Consider the following 22,558-nt stretch of genomic DNA (forward strand, 5'->3'; position numbering starts at 1 on the left):
GCTCGACGCCGGTCGTGCGGCAGAAATTTGAAAGTACTGGAATGACCGAGCAAGGGTTGATGTCCGAGCTGGACGGGCTGGTTTCCGAAGGCCGGAACCCGAGGACTGTCGATATCGACCTGCTGCCGACCATCGACGTGCTGCGCAAGGTCAATGACGAGGACAGGATTGTCCCGGCGGCTGTCGAAAAGGTGCTGCCAGACATCGCGACGGCGGTCGATCGGATCGTCCTGGCCTTCCGCAAAGGTGCGCGGCTGATCTATATCGGCGCCGGCACCAGTGGTCGGCTCGGGGTTCTCGATGCGTCGGAGTGTCCGCCGACCTTCGGCGTGCCCGAAGATATGGTGATCGGCCTGATCGCCGGCGGTCCGGAGGCGCTGGTGCGGTCGACGGAAGGCGCCGAGGACGATCCGAAGATGGGCGCACAGGCGCTGCGGGAGATCAACCTCACACGCGACGACGTTGTCGTCGGCATCGCGGTCAGCGGGCGCACGCCCTACGTCATCGGCGGGCTGAATTATGCCAAGCAGTTAGGTGCCGCCACGGTGGCGCTGTCCTGCAATCCGGCGTCGACTATTGCCGGCATCGCCGACATCGCGATCTCGCCGGTCGTCGGCCCGGAAGTACTGACCGGCTCGACCCGGCTGAAATCGGGAACCGCGCAGAAGCTGGTGCTCAACATGCTGACCACCGCCTCGATGATCCGCATCGGCAAGAGTTTCCAGAACCTGATGGTCGATCTCAATCCCTCCAACAAGAAGCTGGTGGCCAGGGCGATCAGGATGGTCATGCAGACCACCGGCTGCACGGCTCAGCAGGCCAGACAGGCGCTTCACCAGACCGGCAACGACGTGAAGCTGGCGATCCTGGTGACGATAACAGGCAAGGACGTCGAGGCGGCGCGGGCTGCCCTCGCGAAGGCCGGAGGCTTCCTGCGAAAGGCAATCGGCGGCAACACGGCCTAAAGCCGCACGGGACAAGACGGCGCGAAGCCGCATAGACTGGGCCGATACTCCAAAGCATGTGTGTCTTGGAAGCGGTAGGCAGAAACGGCAAGGCATCAAGTCAAATCATAATGGGAGACGAAAATGACAAGGCACCTCACAAGAACATTGCTGTCGGGCATCGCGGTTGCCGCGATGCTCGGCGTGGCTGCGGTTTCGGCGCAGTCGGCGACGCTGCACATGGCCTGGTCGCAGGACGCCACCGGGCTTGATCCACACAAGCAGACGGCGTTTTCGTCGCTGCGGCTTCTGGAACTGATCTACGAGCCGCTGGTGCGGGTCGATGCCAGCCTGCGGATCATCCCTGCCATCGCCAAGTCCTGGGAATTCTCCAAGGACGGCAAGGAGCTGACCTTCAAGCTCGATCCCAAGGCGAAGTTCCAGGACGGCACCGCCGTGACCTCGGCTGACGTCAAGGCCTCGTTCGAGCGCATTCTCGACGAAAAGACGGGTGCGGCCGCTCGCGCCAATTTCCTGTCGATCGCTGGCATTGACACCCCTGATGCGGCCACCGTCGTGTTCCATCTCTCGCAGCCCGACGTGCCGATCCTGACCGCTATGAGCGACGTCAACGCGGCGATTGTTCCAGCGGCCGAAATCAAGGCCGGCTCGATTGGCACCAAGGCGGTCGGATCGGGCCCGTTCAAGCTCGACAAATGGGACCCCAACGCCAAGGAAGTCCTGAGCGCCAACAAGGACTGGGCCGGCGGAGCGACGGGCGTCGACGGCATCGAGATCAGCGTGCTGCCGGACGAAGCGGCGATCCTCGCCGCCATGCGCACCAAGCAGATCGACTTCGCGCTGCTCAACGACCCGCTGGTCGCCACGCTGGTGCCGAAAGAGGCCAGCCTGCAGCTGAACCGCGTGCCGGTGCTGGCCTATCACGTGCTGCAGCTCAACCCATCGCGCAAGCCGATGACCGAGCTCAAGGTGCGCCAGGCAATCTCCTGCGCCATCGACCGGCAGGAGGTGCTCGACACCGCCTCGCTCGGCGAAGGCAAGGTCACCGGACCGCTGACCATCCCGGCGCTGGCGACCGATCCGAGCCAGCTGTTCTGCTACAAGCGTGACGTCGACAAGGCCAAGAAGCTGATGGCGGAGGCCGGCTTCGCCGATGGCTTTTCAGCAACCGTGATCGGCGCCACCGGAGAGCCGCCGACGGCGGCGGCGGAAGCGCAGGTCATCCAGTCGCAGCTCGCCGAGATCGGCGTCAAGCTCGACATCAAGATGATGGAGCTCAACGTCTATGTCGATGCCTGGCTGAAGGGCGATTTCGACATGGCGATCGCGCTGAACGGTGGCCGTGCCGACCCCTACACCATGTACAACCGCTACTGGACCAAGGCAGGCAATCTGCAGAAGGTGGCCAACTACATCGACGATACGCTGGACAGCCAGATGCAGCAGGGCCGCGCCGAGACCGACCCGGAGAAACGCAAGGCGATCTTCACCGCGTTCGAAAAGCACCTCGCCGAGATGTCGCCGTGGATCTGGCTCTACACCTCCTACAGCTACACAGCCCAGCAGAAGAATATCGCCGGCTTCGTGCCGACGCCGACGGGCACGCTGTTCAGCCTGAGCAAGGTTACCATCCAGCAGTAGCCGCAACAGCATTAGAGCCGGATAGAGCATGATGCCTGGACAAACAGCGCCCGTTTGTCCGAGAAAACCGCTCACACTTTTCGGCATCATGCTCTAGAGGAGAGGACTTCTTCGCGTGAACTATCTGATGCGGCGACTGGCGACGTTTCCTCTCGTCCTGCTTGGCGTGTCCATCCTGGTCTTCGTGGCGATCCGGTTGGTGCCGGGCGATTCGATCACGGCGATGTTGGGGACGGAGGCCGGCCTACTGACGCCGGCGCAGCGAGAGTCGCTCGCCGCATATTTCGGCATCGATCAGCCCTGGTTCGTCCAGTATTGGCGCTGGATCGGCGGTATCCTGCACGGCAATTTCGGCATCTCGGTCACCTATGGCAGGCCCGTGCTCGACGTCATCCTCGAGCGCTTCCCGCTGACGCTGGAACTGGCCGTGCTTTCGATGATCATCGCGCTTGCCGTCGGCATGCCGGCGGGTATCTACGCCGCCACGCATAGTGAAAAACCGTCCGATCTCGGCGTGCGCATCGTCGCCATGGTCGGCCAGTCGACGCCGAGCTTCGTGCTTGGCCTGTTGATCATCTACACGCTGTCGGCCGGCTTCGGCGTACTGCCGGCGATGGGCGAATTCGCCCCGCTCTGGCAGGATCCCCTGCGCAATCTCAGCCAGTTGATCCTGCCCGCCATCACGCTTGGTTTCGCCTTCGCGGCTTCAGTCACGCGCATATCGCGCTCCGCCATGCTCGATGTGCTGGGCGACGATTACGTGCGCACGGCGCGCAGCAAGGGCGCGTCGGCGCGCAGCGTGATCTGGCGGCATGCGCTACCCAATGCGCTGATCCCTGTGGTGACGCTGAGCGGTATCGAGTTCGGCTACCTCCTGGGCGGCGCCGTCATCGTCGAGCAGATCTATGCGTTGCCCGGCCTCGGGCGCATGGTGCTCGACGCCATCCTGCAGCGCGACTACGCGCTGGTGCAGGGAGCCGTGCTGTTCATCGCCTTCAACTTCATGATCGTCAATCTCCTGGTCGACCTCGCCTATGTCGCGCTCGATCCGCGCATCCGGCTGGGGGAGCAATGATGCGCATCCTGCGCGCCATCTTCGGCCATGGCAGCGGCCGCATCGGCGGCGTCATCGTCGGCATCTATCTGCTTATCGCCATTCTCGGGCTGCTCGGACTGACGCCGCACAATCCGATCACGCAATACCGGATCGACCGCTTGCATCCGCCCAGCGCCGCCTACTGGATGGGCACCGATCTGTTCGGCCGCGACGTCGCCAGCCGGTTGATGGCGGGCATCGGGCAATCCTTCACGGTTGCCTTCTTCTCGGTGGCTTTCGCCGCCCTTGCCGGTACCATACTCGGGCTCGCCGCCGCCTGGCTTGGCCGCCGCTGGGACGGCGTGGTGATGCGCGTCATGGATGTGCTGCTGGCTTTCCCGGCCATCCTTCTGGCGCTGCTCATCGTCACCGTCGCCGGGCCGGGCACATGGACCAGCGTCATCGCCATCGGCATCGTCTACACACCGATCTTCACGCGCGTGGTGCGCGGCCCTGCCCTTTCCCTCAAGGCGCGCGAATTCGTCGATGCCGCGCGCACCTTCGGCAGCAGTTCGAGCTATATCGTCACGCGCCATCTGCTGCTCAACCTGGTGGCGCCGCTGACCGTGCAGGTGACGCTGGCGCTAGCCTGGGCACTGTTGACCGAGGCTGGCCTGAGTTTCCTCGGTTTGGGCACACAGCCGCCCGCCGCTTCGCTCGGCCTGATGCTGAGCGACAGCCGCAATCTGATGGAAACCGCGCCCTGGCTGATGATCTTTCCGGGACTGACCATCATGATCAGCATCCTCGGCTTCAACCTTCTGGGTGATGCCTTGCGCGATATCCTCGACCCCAGGATGCGGAGGGCACCGGCATGACCCCGCTGCTGTCGGTCCACGATCTGCGTGTCGGCTTCGGCCGCAATCCGCAAGCCAATGAGGTGGTGCGCGGCGTCAGTTTCGATCTGGCGGATGGCGAGACACTGGCCATTGTCGGCGAAAGCGGTTCGGGCAAATCGGTCACCGCGCTGTCGATCAACCGGCTCATCGATTTCGGCGGCGGCCGTATCACCGGCGGCGCGATGACACTGAAGCGTGCCGACGGCAGCCTGGTCGACCTGATGACCGCCACCGAGGCGCAACTGACCGGCATTCGCGGCGCCGAGATCGGCATGATCTTCCAGGAACCGATGACCTCGCTCAATCCGGTGCTGACTATCGGCTCGCAGATCGAGGAATCGTTCCGGCTGCATAGAGGCCTTACCGGCCGGCAGGCCATAGCGGCGGCCAAGGATGCCCTCGACCGCGTGCGCATTCCCGATGCCGCGCGGCGGCTGAAATACACGCCCAACCAGCTTTCCGGCGGCATGCTGCAACGGGTGATGATCGCGATTGCGCTCGCCTGCAATCCACGCCTGCTAATCGCCGACGAGCCGACCACCGCGCTCGATGTCACCGTGCAGGCGCAGATCATGGCGCTGCTGGCCGAGCTGAAACGCGAGACCGGCATGTCCGTCATCTTCATCACCCATGATATCGGCCTGGTTGCCGGTATCGCCGACAGAGTGATGGTGATGCAGAACGGCCAGGCCGTGGAGCAGGGCGAGCTGAACCAGATCCTCGACAGGCCGCAGCACCCCTACACGCAGCATCTACTCCACGCCGTGCCGCATTTCGCCAATGGAAGCAATGCACGCGTGGACGGACAGCGCGACAAGGGCGCAGCCGAGGAACCGGCCCTGGAGGTCAACGGCCTGGTAGTGCGCTTCCCCCTCAAGAGCAATTTCTTCAGCCGCGCGACAGGCGCCGTGCACGCCGTCGACGGGGTCGATTTCGACCTGATGCCGGGAGAGACTTTGGCGATCGTCGGCGAAAGCGGTTCGGGCAAATCGACCACTGCCAAGGCGGTATTGGGGCTGGTGCGCTCGACGCGCGGCAGTTTCTCGGTCGGCACTCGAAAGACCGCCGCCGGACACAGCGCCAAGCCCGTGCAGATGGTGTTTCAGAACCCCTATGCCTCGCTCAATCCGAGACTGACCATCGAAAGCATCCTGGCCGAGCCGGTGATCGCCACCGGCGGCCGCGTGAATGCCGAGACGCTGGCGAGGATGGCGAGCCTGCTGGAACGCGTCGGCCTGCCCAGGAATAGCCTGGAGCGGTATCCGCACGAATTTTCCGGCGGCCAGCGGCAAAGGCTGTGCATTGCCCGCGCATTGATGCTCAACCCGTCCGTGGTCGTTCTCGACGAAGCGGTGTCGGCGCTGGACGTTTCGGTGCAGGCGAAAGTGCTGGAACTGCTGGTCGACCTGCAGCGCGAGTTCGGGTTGGCCTATCTGTTCATTTCGCACGACATGGCGGTGGTCGAGCGCATCGCGCACCGGATCGCCGTCATCTATGCCGGCCAGATCGTCGAGATCGGCGACGCGGCTTCGGTGCTGTCGAAGCCCAGGCATTCCTATACGAAGAAGCTGATATCAGCTGTTCCGACCATCGAGCGGCGGCGCGAGCATTTCGAGCTGGATACAAGGCAGGTGCCCTCGCTGGTACGGCCGCGGGGGTTCGAGCCGGCGCCGGCGCGGTGGGAGACGTTTGGCGGGGATCACCTGGCGAGGGTGGAAGGGTGATGGGTGGTGCGCTGAGACATGTTCAGTCGGCGGGACAGCGCCCCCCTCTGCCCTGCCGGGCATCTCCCCCGCTAGGGGGGAGATCGGCAGTTGAAGCGTCCCACTCGCCTCCAAGCGTCGCAGATTGGCGAAGGCCGGGGTTAAGTCCAATCTCCACCCTAGTGAGGGAGATGTCCGGCAGGACAGAGGGGGGCGCGAAGGATCGCGACCTTTCCGATGGAGGCTGTTCTTGAGCGACCTCGCCCGGCTGTTCGACCGCGCTTTCGCACCGCTGGCAGATGCAGTGGCCGCCAAGCGCATTCCCGGCGGCGTCCTCGGCATCGTCGAGAGGAATGGCCACCGCATCACCAGGGCGATCGGCGCCGCGCAACTCGTGCCGAAGTACCGGGCGATGGACGTCGAGACCTGGTTCGACCTGGCGTCATTGACCAAGGTCATCTTCACGACGCCGCGCATTTTGAAACTCGCGGAGGATGGCATCATCGATCTCGACGCACCGCTGATCTCGGCTCTGCCAGACCTTCGCCAGTACGATCAGCTGGCCTGGGAGCGGAAGGTGACGTTCCGCCAATGCCTGGGACACCAGACGCCCTTCCCGGCCGTCGAACCGATCTACACTTACGGACGCGATCCGGAGCTGCTGCGCGCCTTCATCCTGCAACGCGAATGGCGCGCCCGCGAACCGGTCTATTCCGACATCAATTTCATCCTGCTCGGCTTTGCGCTGGAGCGGCTGTCGGGCAAGGCCATCCGCGACATGGATCCCGGGCCCGGCTGTGCCTGGTCCACGGAACCCGATGCCTCGGCCGCGACCGAGGACTGCACTTGGCGCCATCGCGTTCTGTCCGGCGAGGTGCATGACGACAATTGCTCGGCCCTGCAGGGCGCAGGTCATGCCGGCCTGTTCGGAACGGCCGCCTCCGTGCTCGATTTCGCGCGAGGCCTACTGGACGGCACGGGCGCCTCCCAGCGATCGATCGCGCTGATGCGCGCGCCCTTGTCCGCCACCCGCACCCATGGCTGGGAACAGCCCTACGAGGGCTGGTCCGGTGGGGCCTTGTGCAGCCTGGGAACCATTGGCCATACCGGCTTCACCGGTACCGGCCTGTGGATCGATTTCGACAGGGGCAAGGCATGGACCTTGCTCACCAACCGGATCCATCCGACACGTCATTTCGACAGCGGAATCGTTTCGTTGCGGCAGGCGGTCGGCGATCTCATGAATGGACCTTAGGAGCTGGATGATGGAACCAATCTGGGCCGTGGGCCTGATGACCGGCACGGTGCTCGACGGCAACATCGACGTCGCGCTGATCAAGACCGATGGCGAGCGCATTGATGATTTCGGCACCTACCGGCTGATGCCCTATCCCCAATCGATCCGCTCGCTGCTGGAGGAGACACTGACGGCGGCCAGAGCCTGGAATTTTGTCGGACCGGAGCCGGCGATCTTCCGCAAGGCCGAGGAGGCGCTGACGCGCGCCCAGTCGGCGGCGGTCAGGGAATTGGTCGAAGGCCATGGCATGACGATGGCCGATATCGGCGTCGTCGGCTTCCACGGCCAAACTGTGCTGCATCGCGCGCCGCAGATCGGACGGCTCGGTCAGACCCGGCAGCTCGGCGACGGCGAGTTGATGCACAGCATATTGGGCACCAAGGTCGCCTATGATTTCCGCTCGGCCGACATGCGCGCCGGCGGGCAAGGCGCGCCCCTGGCCGCCGCCTATCACACCGCGCTGATGCGCGGCGCCGGCGCCAGCGGCGAGGTCGCCGTGCTCAATCTCGGCGGTGTCGCCAACATCACCTGGTGGGACGGCGCCGACAACGTCGTCGCCTTCGACACCGGCCCCGCCAACGCGCCGCTCAACGATTTCATCAAATCGAAGGGCCTCGGCGAAATGGACCGCGACGGCGCGCTTGGCAGTGCGGGAACGGTCGACGAGGCAAGGCTCGCCAAGCTGTTGCAGCATCCTTACCTCAGCAAGCCCTACCCCAAATCGCTCGACCGTTTCGATTTCGGCGCCGCCATGGCCGATGGCCTGAACGCCGAGGATGGCGCGGCCCTGCTCACCGCCTTCACCGCAGGCGCCGTCGGCAAGGCGCTCGACCTTCTGCCGCACCGGCCGAAAAAACTGGTGGTCAGCGGCGGCGGCCGCCACAACCCGACGATGATGGCAATGCTGGCAAGCCGCGCCGGCGTCGAGGTGGTGCAGGCCGAGAGCCTCGGTTGGAGCGGCGACGCGGTGGAAGCGGAGTGTTTCGCCTTCCTCGCGGTGCGGGTGCTGCGCGGCCTGCCGATCAGTTTTCCAAGCACGACCGGCGCGCCGCAGCCGATGCGTGGCGGAAAGCTCGCGGGCTGATCACTCGGTAGCCAGCCTCTTCTGCAGGAAGATGCGGCTGCGGCCGACGGGGAAATCGGCCAGCGTGCCGAAGGGCTGATAACCCTGGCGCTGGTAGACCTTGGCGGCGTTGGGGCTGAAGGTGTCGATCAGCGCGCCATGGCAGCCGCGCGCCACGGCTTCCTGCTCGGCGGCATCCAGCATCCGGCCGGCCATATGCTGGCCACGCAGCCTTTCATCGACCCACAGCCATTGCACATAGAGCCAGCCCCAGGCGGTGTAGCCGGAGATGCCGGCAACCACCGCGCCCTCCTCGTCGCGCACGAACACGGCGAGCGCTTTCCTCCGCGACGCCCCGACATCGCCGTCGTTGAACGCCGTCAGCCGCTCACTGAGAAAGGCGAGGTCTTCCGGCGAGGGGTTTGCCGTGGCTTCGAGTGTCGTCTTCATGGCTCTTTCAGAAATGCTCGGCTGGATGGGATGAAGGGTTATGAAGCGTGAAGCCCGCGCACTCTACGTCTGTTCTCGAACAGGATGCGGATCGCCGCCGTTGCGGAAGTCGGATGCGGCAATGCCATAGCGCTTGAGCTTGTCGTAAAACGTCTTGCGCGGCACGCCGAGCGCGTCGATGGCGCCACGCACATCGCCGCCGTGCTCGCGCAGCGCATCGCGGATGAGTTGCGCCTCGTAATGGCCGACGCGTTCGGGCAGCGAGGCCAAAGGCTCCGGCGATTGCGGAGAAACCAACTTCCTGTCGTCGTCCGGGCCGAGACCGAGCGCGACGCGATCGGCGAAATGCGCGAGTTCGCGCACATTGCCCGGCCAGGCGTGCGACTGAAGATGCTCGCTCACGGCGGCGTTCGCCTTGGCCACCGGCCGGCCAAAGCGCTCGGCGGCCTTTCCGAGGAAATGGCCGAACAGCATCGGGATGTCGCCGCGCCGCTCGCGCAGCGGCGGGATGCGCAAGGTCACCACGTTCAGGCGGAAATAGAGGTCCTCGCGAAAATCGCCGCGCTGGTCGGGCCGGCCGAGATCGACCTTCGTCGCCGCCACGACCCTCAGATCGAGGCGCCTTGTCTCGTTGGAACCGAGCGGGGTGAGGCTGCGCGTCTCCAGCACCCGCAACAGCTTGACCTGCAGGGCCGGCGGCATGGATTCGATCTCGTCGAGAAACAACGTGCCGCCGCTGGAATGCTCGACACGGCCGATGCGCCGCCGCTGCGCGCCGGTGAAGGCGCCGGCCTCGTGGCCGAACAGCTCGCTTTCGATCACGGTCTCCGGCAAGGCACCGCAATTCAGCGCCACGAAGGGTTTGGCCCGGCGCCGGCCCCATCGGTGCAAAAGGTCCGCCACCACTTCCTTGCCGGTTCCGGTTTCGCCCTCGACCAGAACGTCGACATCCATGTCGGCGATCTGCCGCAAGGTGTCGCGCAGCCGCAGCATGGCGGGAGCTTCGCCGATCAGCGGCATGCCATCGGCGGCCAAAGCCGCGGCCTCACGCAAGCGCCGGTTCTCCATCACCAGCCGCCGCTTCTCCGAGGCCCGCTTCAGCGCCTCGACCAGGCGCTCGCCGGCATAAGGTTTCGGGATGAAATCATAGATGCCATCCTTGAGTGCGGCGACGGCAAGATCGACATCGCCGTGACCGGTGACCAGGATCACCGGCAGGTCGGCGTCGATAGCCTTGATGCGATCGAACAGCTGCAGGCCGTTCATGCCGGGCATTCTGATATCGCTGACGACCACGCCCTCGAAACTGGCGTCGACGACGGCAAGCGCCGCCTCGGCGGCCTTCAGCGCCACCACCGCGAAACCGGCGAGTTCGAGCAATTGCGTGGTGGCGTGCAGCAGGTCGGCATCGTCTTCGACGAGCGCCACCAGCCCTGATTTGTCGGTCATTCAACCCGCCTCAAATCGATTGTGAAGGAGGCGCCGGCACCGGTGCCAGGATCGAGCCGCAGCGTGCCGCCCAATTCCTGGGCGATCTCCTGCGAGATCACCAGCCCGAGGCCGAGACCTTTCTCCTTGGTGGTCTGGAACGGCATGAACAGATTGCCGGCCGCTTCCGGGCCGAGGCCGGGGCCGTTGTCTCGCACCGAAACCAGCACCCGGTCGTCGCGCTCGGCAATGCCGATCTCGATACGCGGATCGGACTGGTCCTTCATGGCGTCCAGCGCGTTCTGCAACAGGTTGACCAGGATCTGTTCCAGCCGGATGCGGCTCGCCATCACCACCGGCGAGGCATCGCCGCGCGGCTTGACGATAGTAACGCCGGAATCGCGGATGCGGCCGGAGAGCAGCGACAGCGCACCGTCGATCGCCTCGCGCACCGGCAGGGGCGAGGCTGCAACGCCCGGCCGACGAGCGAATGTGCGCAAAGTGCTGGTGATCGCGCCGATGCGCTCGGTCATCGACACGATCGATGTCAGATTGCCGCTCGCCGGTTCGGTCTTGCCGCTTTCGAGGAAGCGTCCGGCATTCTCGGCATAGGTGCGGATGGCGGCGACCGGCTGGTTGATCTCATGCGCCACGCCGGCGGCGATCTGGCCGAGGATGGACAGCCGGTTGGCCTGGGCGAGATCGTCGCGCAGCCGGCGGACCTTGGCCTCGGCATTTTCACGCTCGGCGATTTCTCCGGCAAGTGCTGTGTTGGAGCGCGTCAGTTCGACCGTTCGCGTGGACACGCGGCTTTCAAGCTCGGCATTCATGCGCGCCAGCGCTTCCTGCCGCAGCCTGCGTGTACGGCGGCGGCGGGTGAGCACGTAGCCGAGCAGACCTGTCAGTAGCAGGCCAAGCAGGGTTGTCAGCCGCGCCGTGTTGGCGGCGGACGTGAGAGCGGCATCGGCCGGCGTCAGCAGCCACAGCCGCCAGCCGGGGACCGCCCCGGGCAGGTCCTGCACCACCTCGACGAACTGGCGCGGCTTGCCCGCGCTGTCGATTGCCGCCAGGCCGTCACCCGCACCGCGCCGTATCGGCAAGGGTTCGAACGCGGCATCCGTCAATTGCAGTTGCTCATGAGCTGCGGAGGCATCCTGGGCAGAAAGCGGCGCCAGTGCATGGAACCGCCAGTCAGGCTGGCTGGTGGCCAGCACGACGCCACGTTCGTCGGTGACGAAAACGAGAAAGCCGCTGGAGCGCCAATTGGCCTCGACACCGTCGAGCTCGACCTTCAGCACCACGACACCAAGCGGCTTGCCGTTGTCGTCGACGCGGCTGGCAAGGTAGAGACCCGGCCGGCCGCTGATCGTGCCGAGCCCGTACTGGCTGGCGGCGCCCTTGGCCATGGCCTCGTTGAAATAGTGGCGAAAATTGTAGTCGATGCCGACAAAGCTCGCCGGCTCACCGGCATTGCTGGCCGATATAGCGATGCCCGCCGTGTCGATGACATAGATGGCGGACGCAGAGGCGTCGGCGGCGATGGCTTTCAGCTTCTCGTCGAGAGCCGCTTCCTGCATCTTTCCGGCCCGGCGCAGCGCCCCGCGCACGGCATCGTCACGGGCCAGCACCAGTGGCACCAGGCGCTGCTTTTCGATTTCGCCGGTCAGCGTTCCCGCCGCCAGCGGCAAAGCGGCAAGTGCTCCATCGTGCAAATCAGCGGCCGCCTGGCCGGAAGCAATGCGCCCGGCAATGGCGATCGCGCCGGCCAGGATCGCCAGGGCGACGATGGCGATAAGCCAGCGACCATCACGCAGCCACGCCACGGCCTCGCGCAGCAAGTCGCGACCGGCTGCGGAGCCGCTATCGGTGCCTGCCTGCGACGTCTGCCCTCTCCTTTTTCTTCGCAGCCTGCTTAGAGTGTAATGCGAAATTCCGCCCAGGAAAACGCCTCTTGTGCGGAAATCCGCACACGCCTTCGCCGAAGAACACTGAAGAAGCCCCGGAATCCTCTGATTCCGGGCTTTCCCCGATCTGGCACGGCGCTTGCAAAACTCCTTCCAGCGGCGGGCGACCGGAACGCCGCGATGGGAGAAGCCACGCACATCCGTCCATCCGGCCAGGGAGAGTTCAATGCACATCGCAGATCAATCCGGCGCGGCCGCCGCGCCGCGCAAACCCCTCTATGCCCAACTCTACGTGCAGGTTCTGGTGGCGATCACCGTTGGCATCCTGCTCGGCCATTACTATCCGTCGATTGGCGAGAGCATGAAGCCGCTCGGCGACGCCTTCATCAAGCTGGTCAAGATGATCATCGCCCCGGTCATTTTCCTGACGGTCGCGACAGGCATCGCCGGCATGAGCGACCTGCAGAAGGTCGGGCGCGTCGCCGGCAAGGCGATGCTCTACTTCCTCACCTTCTCGACGCTCGCGCTGATCATCGGCCTCGTCGTCGCCAATGTCGTGCAGCCGGGCGCCGGCTTCAACATCGATCCGGCGACGCTCGATGCCTCGACCGTCAACACCTATGCCGCCAAGGCGCATGACCAGTCGGTCACCGGCTTCCTGATGAACATCATCCCCGGCACCATCGTCGGTGCCTTCGCCGATGGCGACATATTGCAGGTGCTGTTCTTCTCAGTGCTGTTCGGCATCGCGCTGGCGCTGGTCGGCGACAGAGGCGCGCCGGTGCTCAACTTCCTACAGGCACTGATGGCGCCGATGTTCAAGCTGGTCAGCGTACTGATGAAGGCCGCCCCGATCGGCGCCTTCGGCGCCATGGCCTTCACCATCGGCAAATACGGCATCGGCTCGGTCATCAACCTCGCCATGCTGGTCGGCACCTTCTACGCGACGTCGCTGCTGTTCGTGTTCGTCGTGCTGGGTGCGGTCTGCCGCTACAACGGCTTCTCCATCCTGTCGCTGCTGCGCTACATCAAGGAAGAGCTGTTGCTGGTGCTAGGCACCTCCTCGTCGGAAGCCGCACTCCCCTCGCTGATGGAGAAGATGGAGAAGGCCGGCGCCAAGCGCTCGGTGGTCGGCCTGGTCATCCCGACCGGCTATTCCTTCAACCTCGACGGCACCAACATCTACATGACGCTGGCCGCGCTGTTCATCGCCCAGGCGACGAACATCCATCTCTCGATGGGCGACCAGATCCTGCTGTTGCTGGTGGCGATGCTGTCGTCCAAAGGTGCCGCCGGCATCACCGGAGCGGGCTTCATCACGCTGGCCGCGACGCTTTCGGTGGTTCCTTCGGTGCCGGTCGCCGGCATGGCATTGATCCTCGGCGTCGACCGCTTCATGTCGGAATGCCGGGCGCTGACCAATTTCGTCGGCAACGCCGTCGCTACGCTGGTCGTGGCGCGCTGGGAAGGTGAACTCGACGAGGCCAAGCTGGCGAGAGCCCTGGCTGGAACAGCCGACGACAGCCTGCCGGCCGATATCGTTCCCGCCGAGTAATCCCAGTAGCCGCGTGGCAATGAAGATGGCCGGAGGCAACGTTGCCTCCGGCCATTTTTGTCCGCTGAGGGATGTCAGATAGACTTGCGCACGCCGCACGGCTTGAGCTCAGCCATTGAAGTCCCGCCTCGCTTCCGGAAACGTGCTTGGACCGACAGGCATGCGGGCTGCCAGGCTGCCATCGTCGAACAGCACAAGGCTGGCGGCGCCGACCAGCCCGGCGTGGCGGCCGAGCTGGGCCTGGACCACCGGCACGTCGCGATAGGCGCGCATGGCGCGCTGGCGGATGGTCGCCTCGATGACCGGGTGCATCAGGTCGAGACCATTGGCGATGCCGCCGCCGACGACCAGCACGTCGGGCGAATAGAGATGCAAGAGATTGGTGAAGCCGACGCCCAGCCAGCGCGCCTCCTCCTCGAGCAGGGCCAGAGCGAGGTCGTCCTGCAGACGCGCCGCCTCGACGACGTGGCGTCCGGTGACCTCGGCGTTGGCCGACAGGCGGCGCAGCGTCGAGCCATCGAAAGGCGATGTGGCGGCATTGGCGCGGCGGCCAAGCGCCGTGCCCGAAGCGATGGCCTCGAAGCAGCCGACGACGCCGCATACGCAGCGCTCGCCTTCATTGGTGATGGTCATGTGGCCGATCTCGGCGGCGAGGCCGCGGCGGCCATGCAGGATGCGCCCGTCGGCAACGACACCGCCGCCAATGCCGGTCGAAACAGTGACGAAGACCAGCGAGCGCGCACCGTGGCCAGCACCGAAGCGCCATTCGCCGAGCGCGGCCGCATTGGCGTCGTTCTCCAGCCGCACCGGCAGGCCGAGCCGGCGCTCGAGGATGTCGGCCAGGGGCACATCCTGCCAGCCGGCGAGCGTCGGCGGCCCGACGGCGATGCCGGCCAGCGGATCGAGCGGTCCCGGCGCGCCGACGCCGACGCCGACAATGGCGAGCCCCGGCGCCTCGGCATGCACGGTCGCGGCCAGCGCCTCGATCTGGCCGATCACCACGTCGGGGCCGGCCTGCGCCTGCGTCGGCACGGCGGCAAAGGCCAGGATCTTGCCGTCACGGTCGACCAGGGCGGCCCGAAGCTCGGTGCCACCAAGATCGATCGCGAGGGCGGCTTGGGTTGTCATGCCGCGACCTTCAGCCCATGCAGCCAGCCGATGCGGCCGGCGAGATCCTTGTCGCCGAAGGCGAGCGAACCGAGAACCACGGTCTCGGCGCCAGCGGCGCGCAACAACGGCACCGTCTCATGGCGGATGCCGCCATCGGCGGCAAGAACCACTTCCGCCTCACGACCGGCCTTCCTCAGGATGGCGCGGGCTTCGCCCAGCCTGTCGCAGGCCTTTTCCGACAGGCCCTGGCCCTTGACGCCGATCGCGGTGCCGAGCAGCGTGACGAAGGCGACCTCGGAAACGAAGGGCGTCACCGCCTCGACCGGCGTCTCCAGCCGCAGCACCACGCCGGCTTCGGCGCCGAGTTCGCGCGCCAGCCGCACGGCGCGCAGTCCTGCTTCGCCATTCTCGGCATGGACGCTGATCATGTCGGCGCCGGCCTCGATGAACTGGCGCGTCTGCGCCTCGACGATCGAGGCATCGACCATCAGGTGGACGTGGATGGGTTTGGCCGTCAGGCCGGCGATGCGGGCGACGAGGTCAGGGAAGAACAGGAAGGACGGCGCGAAGTGGCCGTCCGCGACATCGATGTGATGCAGGTCGACATAGGGTTCGATGCGGCTGAGGTCGCTCTCGAAATTGGCGAGATTCGCCGACCAGAGCGAGAATTCGGCGATCAGACGATCGCGCGGCAATGCGGCGATGGCGGCGGGGCCTGACAGGGGTTTGGAAGTCATGATTGGTCCTGATTGTTGATATTTCTGTCGAGAAAGCCGCCCAGCGCGGCGCGGATTTCGGCGAAATGGCGATCTTTGTTGGTGGCCTTTGGAACCACCTCGGTGAAGATCGCGCCGGGCATTGTCTCGGCGAGCTCCTGTGCGGTCGCCAAGGGGTGAACGAGATCGATGCCGCTGCCGACGACGAGCGTCGGTATTGAAAGAGCAGCGGCTTCGTCGCGCGTCACGCCAGGCCCGTCATGGGCGATCGCCTGCATCACCTCGGCAAAGACATCAGCGTTTTCGCGCGCGAAGAAGCCGAGCAGCGAGGCGAGATTGTCCGGCGCCTGTGTGCGAAAGCGGGCTGATGTTGCGGAGGAGGCAAAGGCGTCGCGGGCCTCATCGAGCGGAAGCCGGCGGATGAGTTCCGCCGCTTCGACGTAAGGGCGCATGTTTTGCGGCGCCGTATCAAAGGCCCAGGCAGGGCGCACCAGCACCAAGCCAAGCACACGGTCCGTGTGGTAAGCGGCAAGCCGCAAAGCGATCGCGGCGCCCATCGAAATGCCGCCTACAACGAAACGGTCGAGCCCGGCCGCATCGGCGGCGGCCAGCACGTCATCGGCGAACATCGCTATCGAGAACGGACGCTTGCCGCCGGCGCTGGATCCACCCTGCGCGCGGCATTCGACGGTCAGCCGGCGGCGAGACGGGCCATCGGGAAAATTCAGCGCCACCTGGGCGGCATCGCCACCGAGACCATGCTGGAAAACGACCGGAAGGCTGCCCTGCCCGGTGTCGAAGACATTGAGGGCAGCATCGTCGCGCAGCATGATCGTCGTCGCCGCGCTCATCGCAGCAGCCCGCGCAGGAAGGCTGCAACATCAGGCGCCTCGTCGGCGGAGAGCCCATGGGTGACGAGCGCGCCGCCGAAGCCCACGGCCCGCAGCCGCGCGACGAAATCAGGGAAATCGACGATGCCTTGCCCTGCCGTGGCGAAGCGGCCGTCGCCGTGCCGGTCCTTGGCGTGCGCCATGGCAATGTGGCCAGCGGCCTCATCGATCGCGGCGGCGACGATGGCGCGGGCCTGGTCCGGCGTCGCGTGTTCGAACAGGTTCGCCGGATCGAGCACGATCTTCAGATGCCTGGAGCGCATGTCGGCGATCAGGCGCGTCGCGTCGCTTGCCGAAGTGACGATGTTGGCCTGCTCGGGCTCGATGCCGAGATCGACACCGGCGTCCTCGGCCAGCGCCAGGGCTTTCCCCATCTCGGCGGCCATGTCGGACCAGGCGGAAGGCGTCGCATTGTCGGGATGATACGCCCATTGATCAGCGGCATTGCGCGAGCCGGTGCAGAGCGTGACCAGCGGGATGCCGAGCGCTGCCGCCGTCTCGATGACCACGGCCAGACGCCTCAAGCCATCGTCGCGGACAGATTTTTCGGGATGCGCCATATTGTAGGTGCCTGACAGTGCCGCGAGCGAAACGCCTGTCGACTGCGCGGCGGTGCGGATCGCCGCGACAGCCTGCTCCGGCACGGCATCAGGCATCGATGGCAGGCTGGCGCAGGCGAGATTGAACTGCGTCGTCTCGTATCCGGCCTGCTTCACCGCAGCCAGCACAGCCGCCGGCTCGGTGCCCGCAAATGTCTTGGCGAAGATGCCTAGATACATCAGACCGCACCCGAAACCGAGGCGAGTTCAATGCGCTCGCCGGTCTCTACAGAGCGGGCAATCGCCACCATGGCGCGGATCGAGGCGATGCCATCGTCGACATTGGCACCGCGCATCGGCGCGCCGGTCAGCACGGTGTCGGCAAGGCCTTCCAACTGGCGGCGGAAGAAATGGCCGTCGGCGCCGAGTGGTTTGCGCGAGGTCGCGTCCTTCTCATGGAAGATGTCGACCTCGCTGGCGCGGAAGTACCAGGGGTTGAAGGTCTTGGCGATGACCGAACCGTTCTCGCCATAAAGCTGGAAACCCTCGTGCCAGTCCATCCGCACGGCAACGGTCAGGTCGAGATGGCCGAGCGCGCCGCTGGCGAATTCGGTCTCGACGAACCAGCAATAGGCGCCGAAGCGCTCGTTGAGGCGCGCGCGCACGGCAGTGATCTCGCCGCACAGGAAGCGTGCCGTATCGACCAGATGCGAGCCATGCGCCAGCATGAAATACTGCCTGAGATCAGCCTTGGGATTGCCCCCAGGCTTTCGCGCCAGCTTGCTGGTGACGGGCAGCGGCTGCACGGCATCGGTGTTGGTGTAGCGATGGGTGGAATCGCAGTACCAGGCCTTCAGCGCCAACACCTCGCCCATCTCGTCGCGGACGAAGTCGCGCGCCGCCTCGAGCGCCGGATCGAAGCGCTTCATGTGGCCGACCTGCAACACCTTGCCCGACCGCTTCACTGCCGCGGCCAGTGCCTCGCCTTCTTCCACAGAGGTGCCGATCGGCTTTTCGCACAGAACATGCTTGCCGGCATCGAGCGCCTTGATCGACATCGGCACGTGATAGGCATCCGAGGTGGCGACGATCACCGCTTCCATTTCTGGATCAGCGAGCATGGCGTCATAGTCGGCATACATTTTCTGCGGTTCATAGGTGGCGCCCATGCGGGCGAGCAGGTCGGGCGCCGCGTCGCAGATGGCGTAGAGATCGGCATTGCCGGCCTTGGCGCAGGATTGCAGATGCGCGAATTGCGCGATTGGGCCGCAGCCGAGCACGCCGACCCTGAGGCGTCTGTCTTGTTTCTTGATCATCGTCTCGTTCTTCAGGCGCCGTAGCTGCGCATTGTCTGGCGGTTGGTCTTGACCGCGCCGGCGGGATCGGCGGCGGCCGTTTCGGATTCCTCTTCAAGCACCAGCCAGCCGTTGAAATGCGGCGCGGTGCTTGCGATTTCGATGACTTCAGGCGTATCGCAGACGCCCTGGCCAAGCATGGCCCAGGTGCCGTTGGCGTCGACGTCCTTCAAATGGATGTAGCGGATGCGGTCGCGATAGGTGGAGAGCGTGTCGGCCATGTCCTTGTGGCCGCGCAGGATATGGCCGGTGTCCGGCACCCAGCCGACCAGACCGGGATCGAGCAAGGCAAACATCGCGTCATAGTCGGCACGGTCGAACAGCAGCGTGTTGTGGTGTGAACTCGGATGCACCGCCACCTGGACACCAGCCTTGCGGCCGAGCTCACCCGCTTTGTTATAGAGCTCCGCGGCGATGGCGAACTTGCCATCGCGCGGCCCATCGGAGACGACGGTGGCCGAGCCCATCGACACCAATGCGCCCGGAAAAGCGGCGGCAAAATCGATCCAGCGCTGCGCCGCCTCAAGGTCGGCGCCGATCTCATCCTTGAGCGTAAAACCGCTCTTCGAGCCGAAGGCGAAGGAGACGAGCGTCAGGCCCGACGATTTCAGCGCGGCGGCGAATTCCGCCGGCTTGCCGGCGTAGCGGCCGATCATGGTGTCGGTGATCTCGATGCCGGCGTAGCCGCCATCGCCGATCGCCTTCAGCAGATCGTCGGGGCCGCCGGTGAACCGGTCTCCCAGCATTTCCCAGGTGAAGGTCTGGCAGCCGACTTTGAGGTCTTTCACGGTCATTCTTTCATTCCTTGATATCGATCTGTTCCATCGGTCTCCGTGCGGCCTACTTGACCGAACCCGCGGTCATGCCGGCGAGGAAGAACCTCTGGGCTACGAGGTAGATGACCAGGAGCGGCAGCGAGCCGAGCACGCTCATCGCCATCATCTGGTTCCATTCGAAGGCGTGCTGCCCCATCAGCAGCTGGATGCCGATCGGGACGGTGCGCATGGACGTCGACTTGGTCAGCGTCAGCGCAAAAAGAAATTCGTTCCAGCACAACAGGAATGTGTAGACCGACGTGGCCACGATGCCAGGCAGTGAAATCGGGACGATCACCCGCCAAAGCGCTGTCCAACTGGTGCCGCCGTCGACAGCCACCGCTTCATCGAGATCGCGGGGCAAGGTGTTCAGATATCCCGTCATCAGCAGGATCGCGTAGGGCAGCGTAAACACCAGGTAAGTCAGGATCAATGCGACATAGGTGTCGAATATTCCATAGGAGACGACAAGCCCGAAGAACGGGATCAAAAGCGTGATCGGCGGTATGGTCTGCGTGCTGATGATGAGTGTGTTCAGGCTGCCCTTGCCGCGGAAATTGAAGCGACTGAACCCATAGGCGGCCAGCAAGGCGATCAGCACCGTCAGCACTGTCACCGCTCCCGCCACGAAGTAGCTGTTGAAGAAGAAGCGCAGCTTTACCGGATCGCCAAGGATGGCTTCATACGCTTCCAGCGTGAAGGCCTTCGGCAGGATGGTTGGCGGCAGAGCGAAGATTTCGGTATTCGACTTGAACGAGCTGCTGAGCATCCAGTAGATCGGGAAGGCTGCGAAGAACAGTCCTGCCGCAAGAGCAACATGCAGCGCGACGGTAATCAACTTGTCTTTGCCAGTGTTTCGTCTTGTCATGGCGTCCTACCTAGCCCGCTGATAGCGAATATAGAACAGCGTAAGGCCGAGAGAGATCAACAGGATGACCACGGCGCTCGCCGACGCCTGAGACAGGTTGTAGCTCGAAAACGCCAGCTTGTAGGTGTAGGTGCTGAGCACCTCGGTCGAATAGATCGGACCACCGCCTGTGGTTATCCAGATCAACGGGAAGACCTGCATGGTCCAGATGAAGTCGAGCAGCGAGATGCTGATGATGATCGGCATCAGTTGCGGGATGGTGATGAAGAACAGCTTCTGGTAGGCCTTCGCGCCGTCGATATCGGCGGCCTCGTAGAAGTCCTTGGGGATGCCTTGCAAGCCTGCGAGCAGGCTCACCATGAAGAGCGGGTAGCCCGCCCAGATATTGGCGAAGGTGACGGCGTGCAGCGCGGTCTGCGGCGAGGAAAACCACTCGACCTTGGAACCGATGATGCCCAGTTGCATGAGGATGCTGTTGACGACACCGTTCGGCTCGAGCAGCAGGCGCCAGATCACCGCGATGATCACCGCAGTGAACAGCCAGGGCAGTATGTAGAGCACGCGCAGCACGTTGCGCAGGATCGGATTGATGCGGTCGCTGTTCAGCATGAGCGCGAAGACCATGCCGATGGTCATGTGGAAAACGACACTCATGCAGGTAAAGTAGAGCGTGTGCCACAGCGAGGCCCAAAACACCGGGTCGGCGAAGATCGCCTGGTAGTGTTTCAGCCCGGCAAATGATGGGTCACGACGCAGCACCGCGCTGTTCTGGAACGAGTAGGCAATCACCGTCGCCATCGGCAACAGCATCAGCAGGCCGATTATGATGAGCGAGGGCGACAAATAGAGATAGGGTGCGACCGCTCGTTTCAGTTTATGGTGGGAGCGCTTCTGCCGGGTCATGTGCCAACCTTGGAATACGCCTTCAAAAGAAGGTGAGCTTTAAAAACAGATCCATCTCAGATTGCCGATCCGTTGTTGCCGGGTGGCCTGCCCGAAGTCAGGCCACCCGGTCGAAGATAGCAAACGCGAAACACGCCGATCAGAATTTCGCCATCCAGCCCTTTTGCGCGGCAGCGGCCGCCGCCTCCGGCGTTTGCTCGCCGGCAAGCATCTTCTGGGCCTGCACGTCGAACTGGGTCATCAGGTCTTCAGCCACCGGCAGGCCGGTGAACTCGTTGGCGAGATAGCCGGTCTTGAAGATTTCGAATGCCTTGCCGAAAGCCTTGTCGGAGGTCACGAAGTCAGGCTTGGCGTTGACATTGCCCGGGAAGGCGTTTGCAAGCGACACGAGCTTGGCGTTGACCTTTTCACTCATCAGATATTGGACGAGTTTCCAGGCCTCCTCCTGGTGTTTCGAGCTAGCCGAGATACCGATGCCCCAGGAGGCATAGGGAAGGCCGCGCTTTCCGGTATAGTTGTCCACGACCGGGACCGGGATGAGGTCGAACTTCAGGTTGGGGTTGCGCTTGCGGATCAGGTTCACATGCGCGAGCGAGTCGATCATCATGCCGACGCGGTTGTTGACGAATTCCTCGACCTTTTCCTGTTCGGTCTTGGTGGCAATACCGGGCGAGATGGTGCCGGCGTCGTTGAGCGATTTGACGAAGGTGAGCATGTCCACCACCGGCTTGCCTTCGAGGTCGGGCTTGCCGTTCGCCATCATCGATTGGCCCGAAGCCCACACCCACGACATCAGGTCATTCTGGACGCCGCCGGGAGACTGCAGCGACAGGGGTAGCACCCAGCCATACTGGTTCTTGTCGGCATGGGTCATCTTCTTGGCGGCGTCGAGGAACTCCGCACGGGTCGACGGCAGCTTGGTCACGCCTGCCTGGGCGGCGAGATCCAGATTCACGAAGACCGGATAGACGAAGGAAGCGACGGGAAACATCACCGCCTTGCCGTCGACCTTGATGATATCCGCGACCTGGGCTTTGTCGAACTTGCTGGCATCCATCAACGGATTCATGTCGGCCAGCGCACCCTGCGCGTTCAGATTGTTCACCCAGGCGCCATCGAGGCCGACGACGTCGCTGAGCGTTCCGGTTGCGGCGCCAACCGAGATCTGGTCTCGCGTGGTCGCATAGGGGCCGCTGACCAGCGTCACCTTGATGCCGGGGTTTGCGGCCTCGAAGTCATTCATGATTGCCCTGAGCGAGCCGGCCGGCAATTCGGGCTCCCACCATTGGGTGAATTCCAGCGTCGTGTCCGCCGCCATGGCGCTGGTTGCGCCAAGCAACCAAGCGGCCGCGGCCATTTTCAGCACCGCGGGTTTTAAACGAAACGTCATTTTCTCCTCCTTCTTTAAGATCGACCGCACA

20 protein-coding genes are annotated in these 22,558 nt (G+C 64.4%); 8 read left to right on the forward strand and 12 right to left on the reverse strand.

The features are described from left to right. The first annotated feature begins 41 nt into the window (after nt 1-41). From murQ to A3AU_RS0128200, 7 genes are all read left to right on the forward strand, one after another. Nucleotides 42-965, forward strand: a complete 924-nt coding sequence (gene murQ / locus A3AU_RS0128170) for an N-acetylmuramic acid 6-phosphate etherase (protein ID WP_027055852.1) — start codon at nt 42-44, stop codon at nt 963-965. Nucleotides 966-1,088: 123 nt separating this feature from the next. After that, the gene (locus A3AU_RS0128175) at nt 1,089-2,606 is read left to right on the forward strand and encodes an ABC transporter substrate-binding protein (protein ID WP_027055853.1); all 1,518 of its coding nucleotides are present in this window, start codon (nt 1,089-1,091) and stop codon (nt 2,604-2,606) included. 115 nt (nt 2,607-2,721) lie between these two features. Further along, nucleotides 2,722-3,681, forward strand: a complete 960-nt coding sequence (locus tag A3AU_RS0128180; RefSeq protein WP_027055854.1) for an ABC transporter permease — start codon at nt 2,722-2,724, stop codon at nt 3,679-3,681. After that, entirely contained in the window at nt 3,681-4,520 is an 840-nt protein-coding gene (locus A3AU_RS0128185) for an ABC transporter permease (protein WP_027055855.1), read from the forward strand. Before A3AU_RS0128180 ends, A3AU_RS0128185 begins: the two co-directional genes overlap by 1 nt. Beyond that, a complete protein-coding gene (locus tag A3AU_RS0128190; RefSeq protein ID WP_027055856.1) occupies nt 4,517-6,265 on the forward strand; it encodes an ABC transporter ATP-binding protein in 1,749 nt (582 codons plus the stop codon). The genes A3AU_RS0128185 and A3AU_RS0128190 overlap by 4 nt, the downstream gene beginning before the upstream one ends. Nucleotides 6,266-6,494: 229 nt before the next feature. Then, entirely contained in the window at nt 6,495-7,499 is a 1,005-nt protein-coding gene (locus A3AU_RS0128195; protein ID WP_027055857.1) for a serine hydrolase domain-containing protein, read from the forward strand. Nucleotides 7,500-7,509: 10 nt separating this feature from the next. After that, nucleotides 7,510-8,625 (forward strand): anhydro-N-acetylmuramic acid kinase, encoded by a 1,116-nt coding sequence (locus A3AU_RS0128200; RefSeq protein WP_027055858.1) that lies wholly within the window; start codon nt 7,510-7,512, stop codon nt 8,623-8,625. On the opposite strand, the gene A3AU_RS0128205 is transcribed toward A3AU_RS0128200, so the two are convergent. The 3 genes from A3AU_RS0128205 to A3AU_RS0128215 all read right to left on the reverse strand — a co-directional run bounded on the left by A3AU_RS0128205 (nt 8,626) and on the right by A3AU_RS0128215 (nt 12,320). Continuing rightward, on the reverse strand, nt 8,626-9,054 hold the full coding sequence (locus A3AU_RS0128205; RefSeq protein ID WP_027055859.1) for a GNAT family N-acetyltransferase: 429 nt from the start codon (nt 9,052-9,054) through the stop codon (nt 8,626-8,628). A gap of 63 nt (nt 9,055-9,117) precedes the next feature. After that, complete coding sequence (locus A3AU_RS0128210; RefSeq protein ID WP_027055860.1) at nt 9,118-10,503, reverse strand: sigma-54-dependent transcriptional regulator; 1,386 nt, start codon at nt 10,501-10,503, stop codon at nt 9,118-9,120. Then, nucleotides 10,500-12,320 (reverse strand): sensor histidine kinase, encoded by a 1,821-nt coding sequence (locus tag A3AU_RS0128215; protein ID WP_051355492.1) that lies wholly within the window; start codon nt 12,318-12,320, stop codon nt 10,500-10,502. Before A3AU_RS0128215 ends, A3AU_RS0128210 begins: the two co-directional genes overlap by 4 nt. 292 nt (nt 12,321-12,612) lie before the next feature. Between A3AU_RS0128215 and A3AU_RS0128220 the strand changes: the two genes are divergently transcribed. Further along, nucleotides 12,613-13,941, forward strand: coding sequence for a dicarboxylate/amino acid:cation symporter (locus tag A3AU_RS0128220; RefSeq protein WP_051355493.1), 1,329 nt, complete (start codon nt 12,613-12,615; stop codon nt 13,939-13,941). A gap of 108 nt (nt 13,942-14,049) precedes the next feature. On the opposite strand, the gene A3AU_RS0128225 is transcribed toward A3AU_RS0128220, so the two are convergent. From A3AU_RS0128225 to A3AU_RS0128270, 9 genes are all read right to left on the reverse strand, one after another. Further along, nucleotides 14,050-15,069, reverse strand: a complete 1,020-nt coding sequence (locus tag A3AU_RS0128225; protein ID WP_027055863.1) for an ROK family protein — start codon at nt 15,067-15,069, stop codon at nt 14,050-14,052. Then, nucleotides 15,066-15,788 carry a ribulose-phosphate 3-epimerase gene (locus A3AU_RS0128230; RefSeq protein WP_027055864.1) on the reverse strand — a complete coding sequence of 241 codons (723 nt, stop codon included), beginning with the start codon at nt 15,786-15,788 and terminating at the stop codon, nt 15,066-15,068. Before A3AU_RS0128230 ends, A3AU_RS0128225 begins: the two co-directional genes overlap by 4 nt. Beyond that, a complete protein-coding gene (locus tag A3AU_RS0128235) occupies nt 15,785-16,618 on the reverse strand; it encodes an alpha/beta fold hydrolase (protein WP_027055865.1) in 834 nt (277 codons plus the stop codon). Before A3AU_RS0128235 ends, A3AU_RS0128230 begins: the two co-directional genes overlap by 4 nt. Further along, complete coding sequence (locus tag A3AU_RS0128240) at nt 16,615-17,436, reverse strand: sugar phosphate isomerase/epimerase family protein (RefSeq protein ID WP_027055866.1); 822 nt, start codon at nt 17,434-17,436, stop codon at nt 16,615-16,617. Before A3AU_RS0128240 ends, A3AU_RS0128235 begins: the two co-directional genes overlap by 4 nt. Continuing rightward, the gene (locus A3AU_RS01000000136245) at nt 17,436-18,512 is read right to left on the reverse strand and encodes a Gfo/Idh/MocA family protein (protein WP_032918293.1); all 1,077 of its coding nucleotides are present in this window, start codon (nt 18,510-18,512) and stop codon (nt 17,436-17,438) included. The genes A3AU_RS0128240 and A3AU_RS01000000136245 overlap by 1 nt, the downstream gene beginning before the upstream one ends. A gap of 11 nt (nt 18,513-18,523) precedes the next feature. Beyond that, nucleotides 18,524-19,345: a sugar phosphate isomerase/epimerase family protein gene (locus tag A3AU_RS0128255; RefSeq protein ID WP_027055868.1), complete on the reverse strand. Its 822-nt coding sequence runs from the start codon at nt 19,343-19,345 to the stop codon at nt 18,524-18,526. 46 nt (nt 19,346-19,391) lie between these two features. Continuing rightward, entirely contained in the window at nt 19,392-20,234 is an 843-nt protein-coding gene (locus tag A3AU_RS0128260) for a carbohydrate ABC transporter permease (protein WP_027055869.1), read from the reverse strand. Between the two features lie 6 nt (nt 20,235-20,240). Then, nucleotides 20,241-21,137, reverse strand: coding sequence for a carbohydrate ABC transporter permease (locus A3AU_RS0128265; RefSeq protein ID WP_027055870.1), 897 nt, complete (start codon nt 21,135-21,137; stop codon nt 20,241-20,243). 139 nt (nt 21,138-21,276) lie between these two features. Further along, nucleotides 21,277-22,527 carry an ABC transporter substrate-binding protein gene (locus A3AU_RS0128270; protein ID WP_027055871.1) on the reverse strand — a complete coding sequence of 417 codons (1,251 nt, stop codon included), beginning with the start codon at nt 22,525-22,527 and terminating at the stop codon, nt 21,277-21,279. Between the last annotated feature and the right edge of the window lie 31 nt (nt 22,528-22,558).

Source organism: Mesorhizobium erdmanii USDA 3471 (assembly GCF_000472705.1).
Lineage (GTDB): Bacteria > Pseudomonadota > Alphaproteobacteria > Rhizobiales > Rhizobiaceae > Mesorhizobium > Mesorhizobium erdmanii.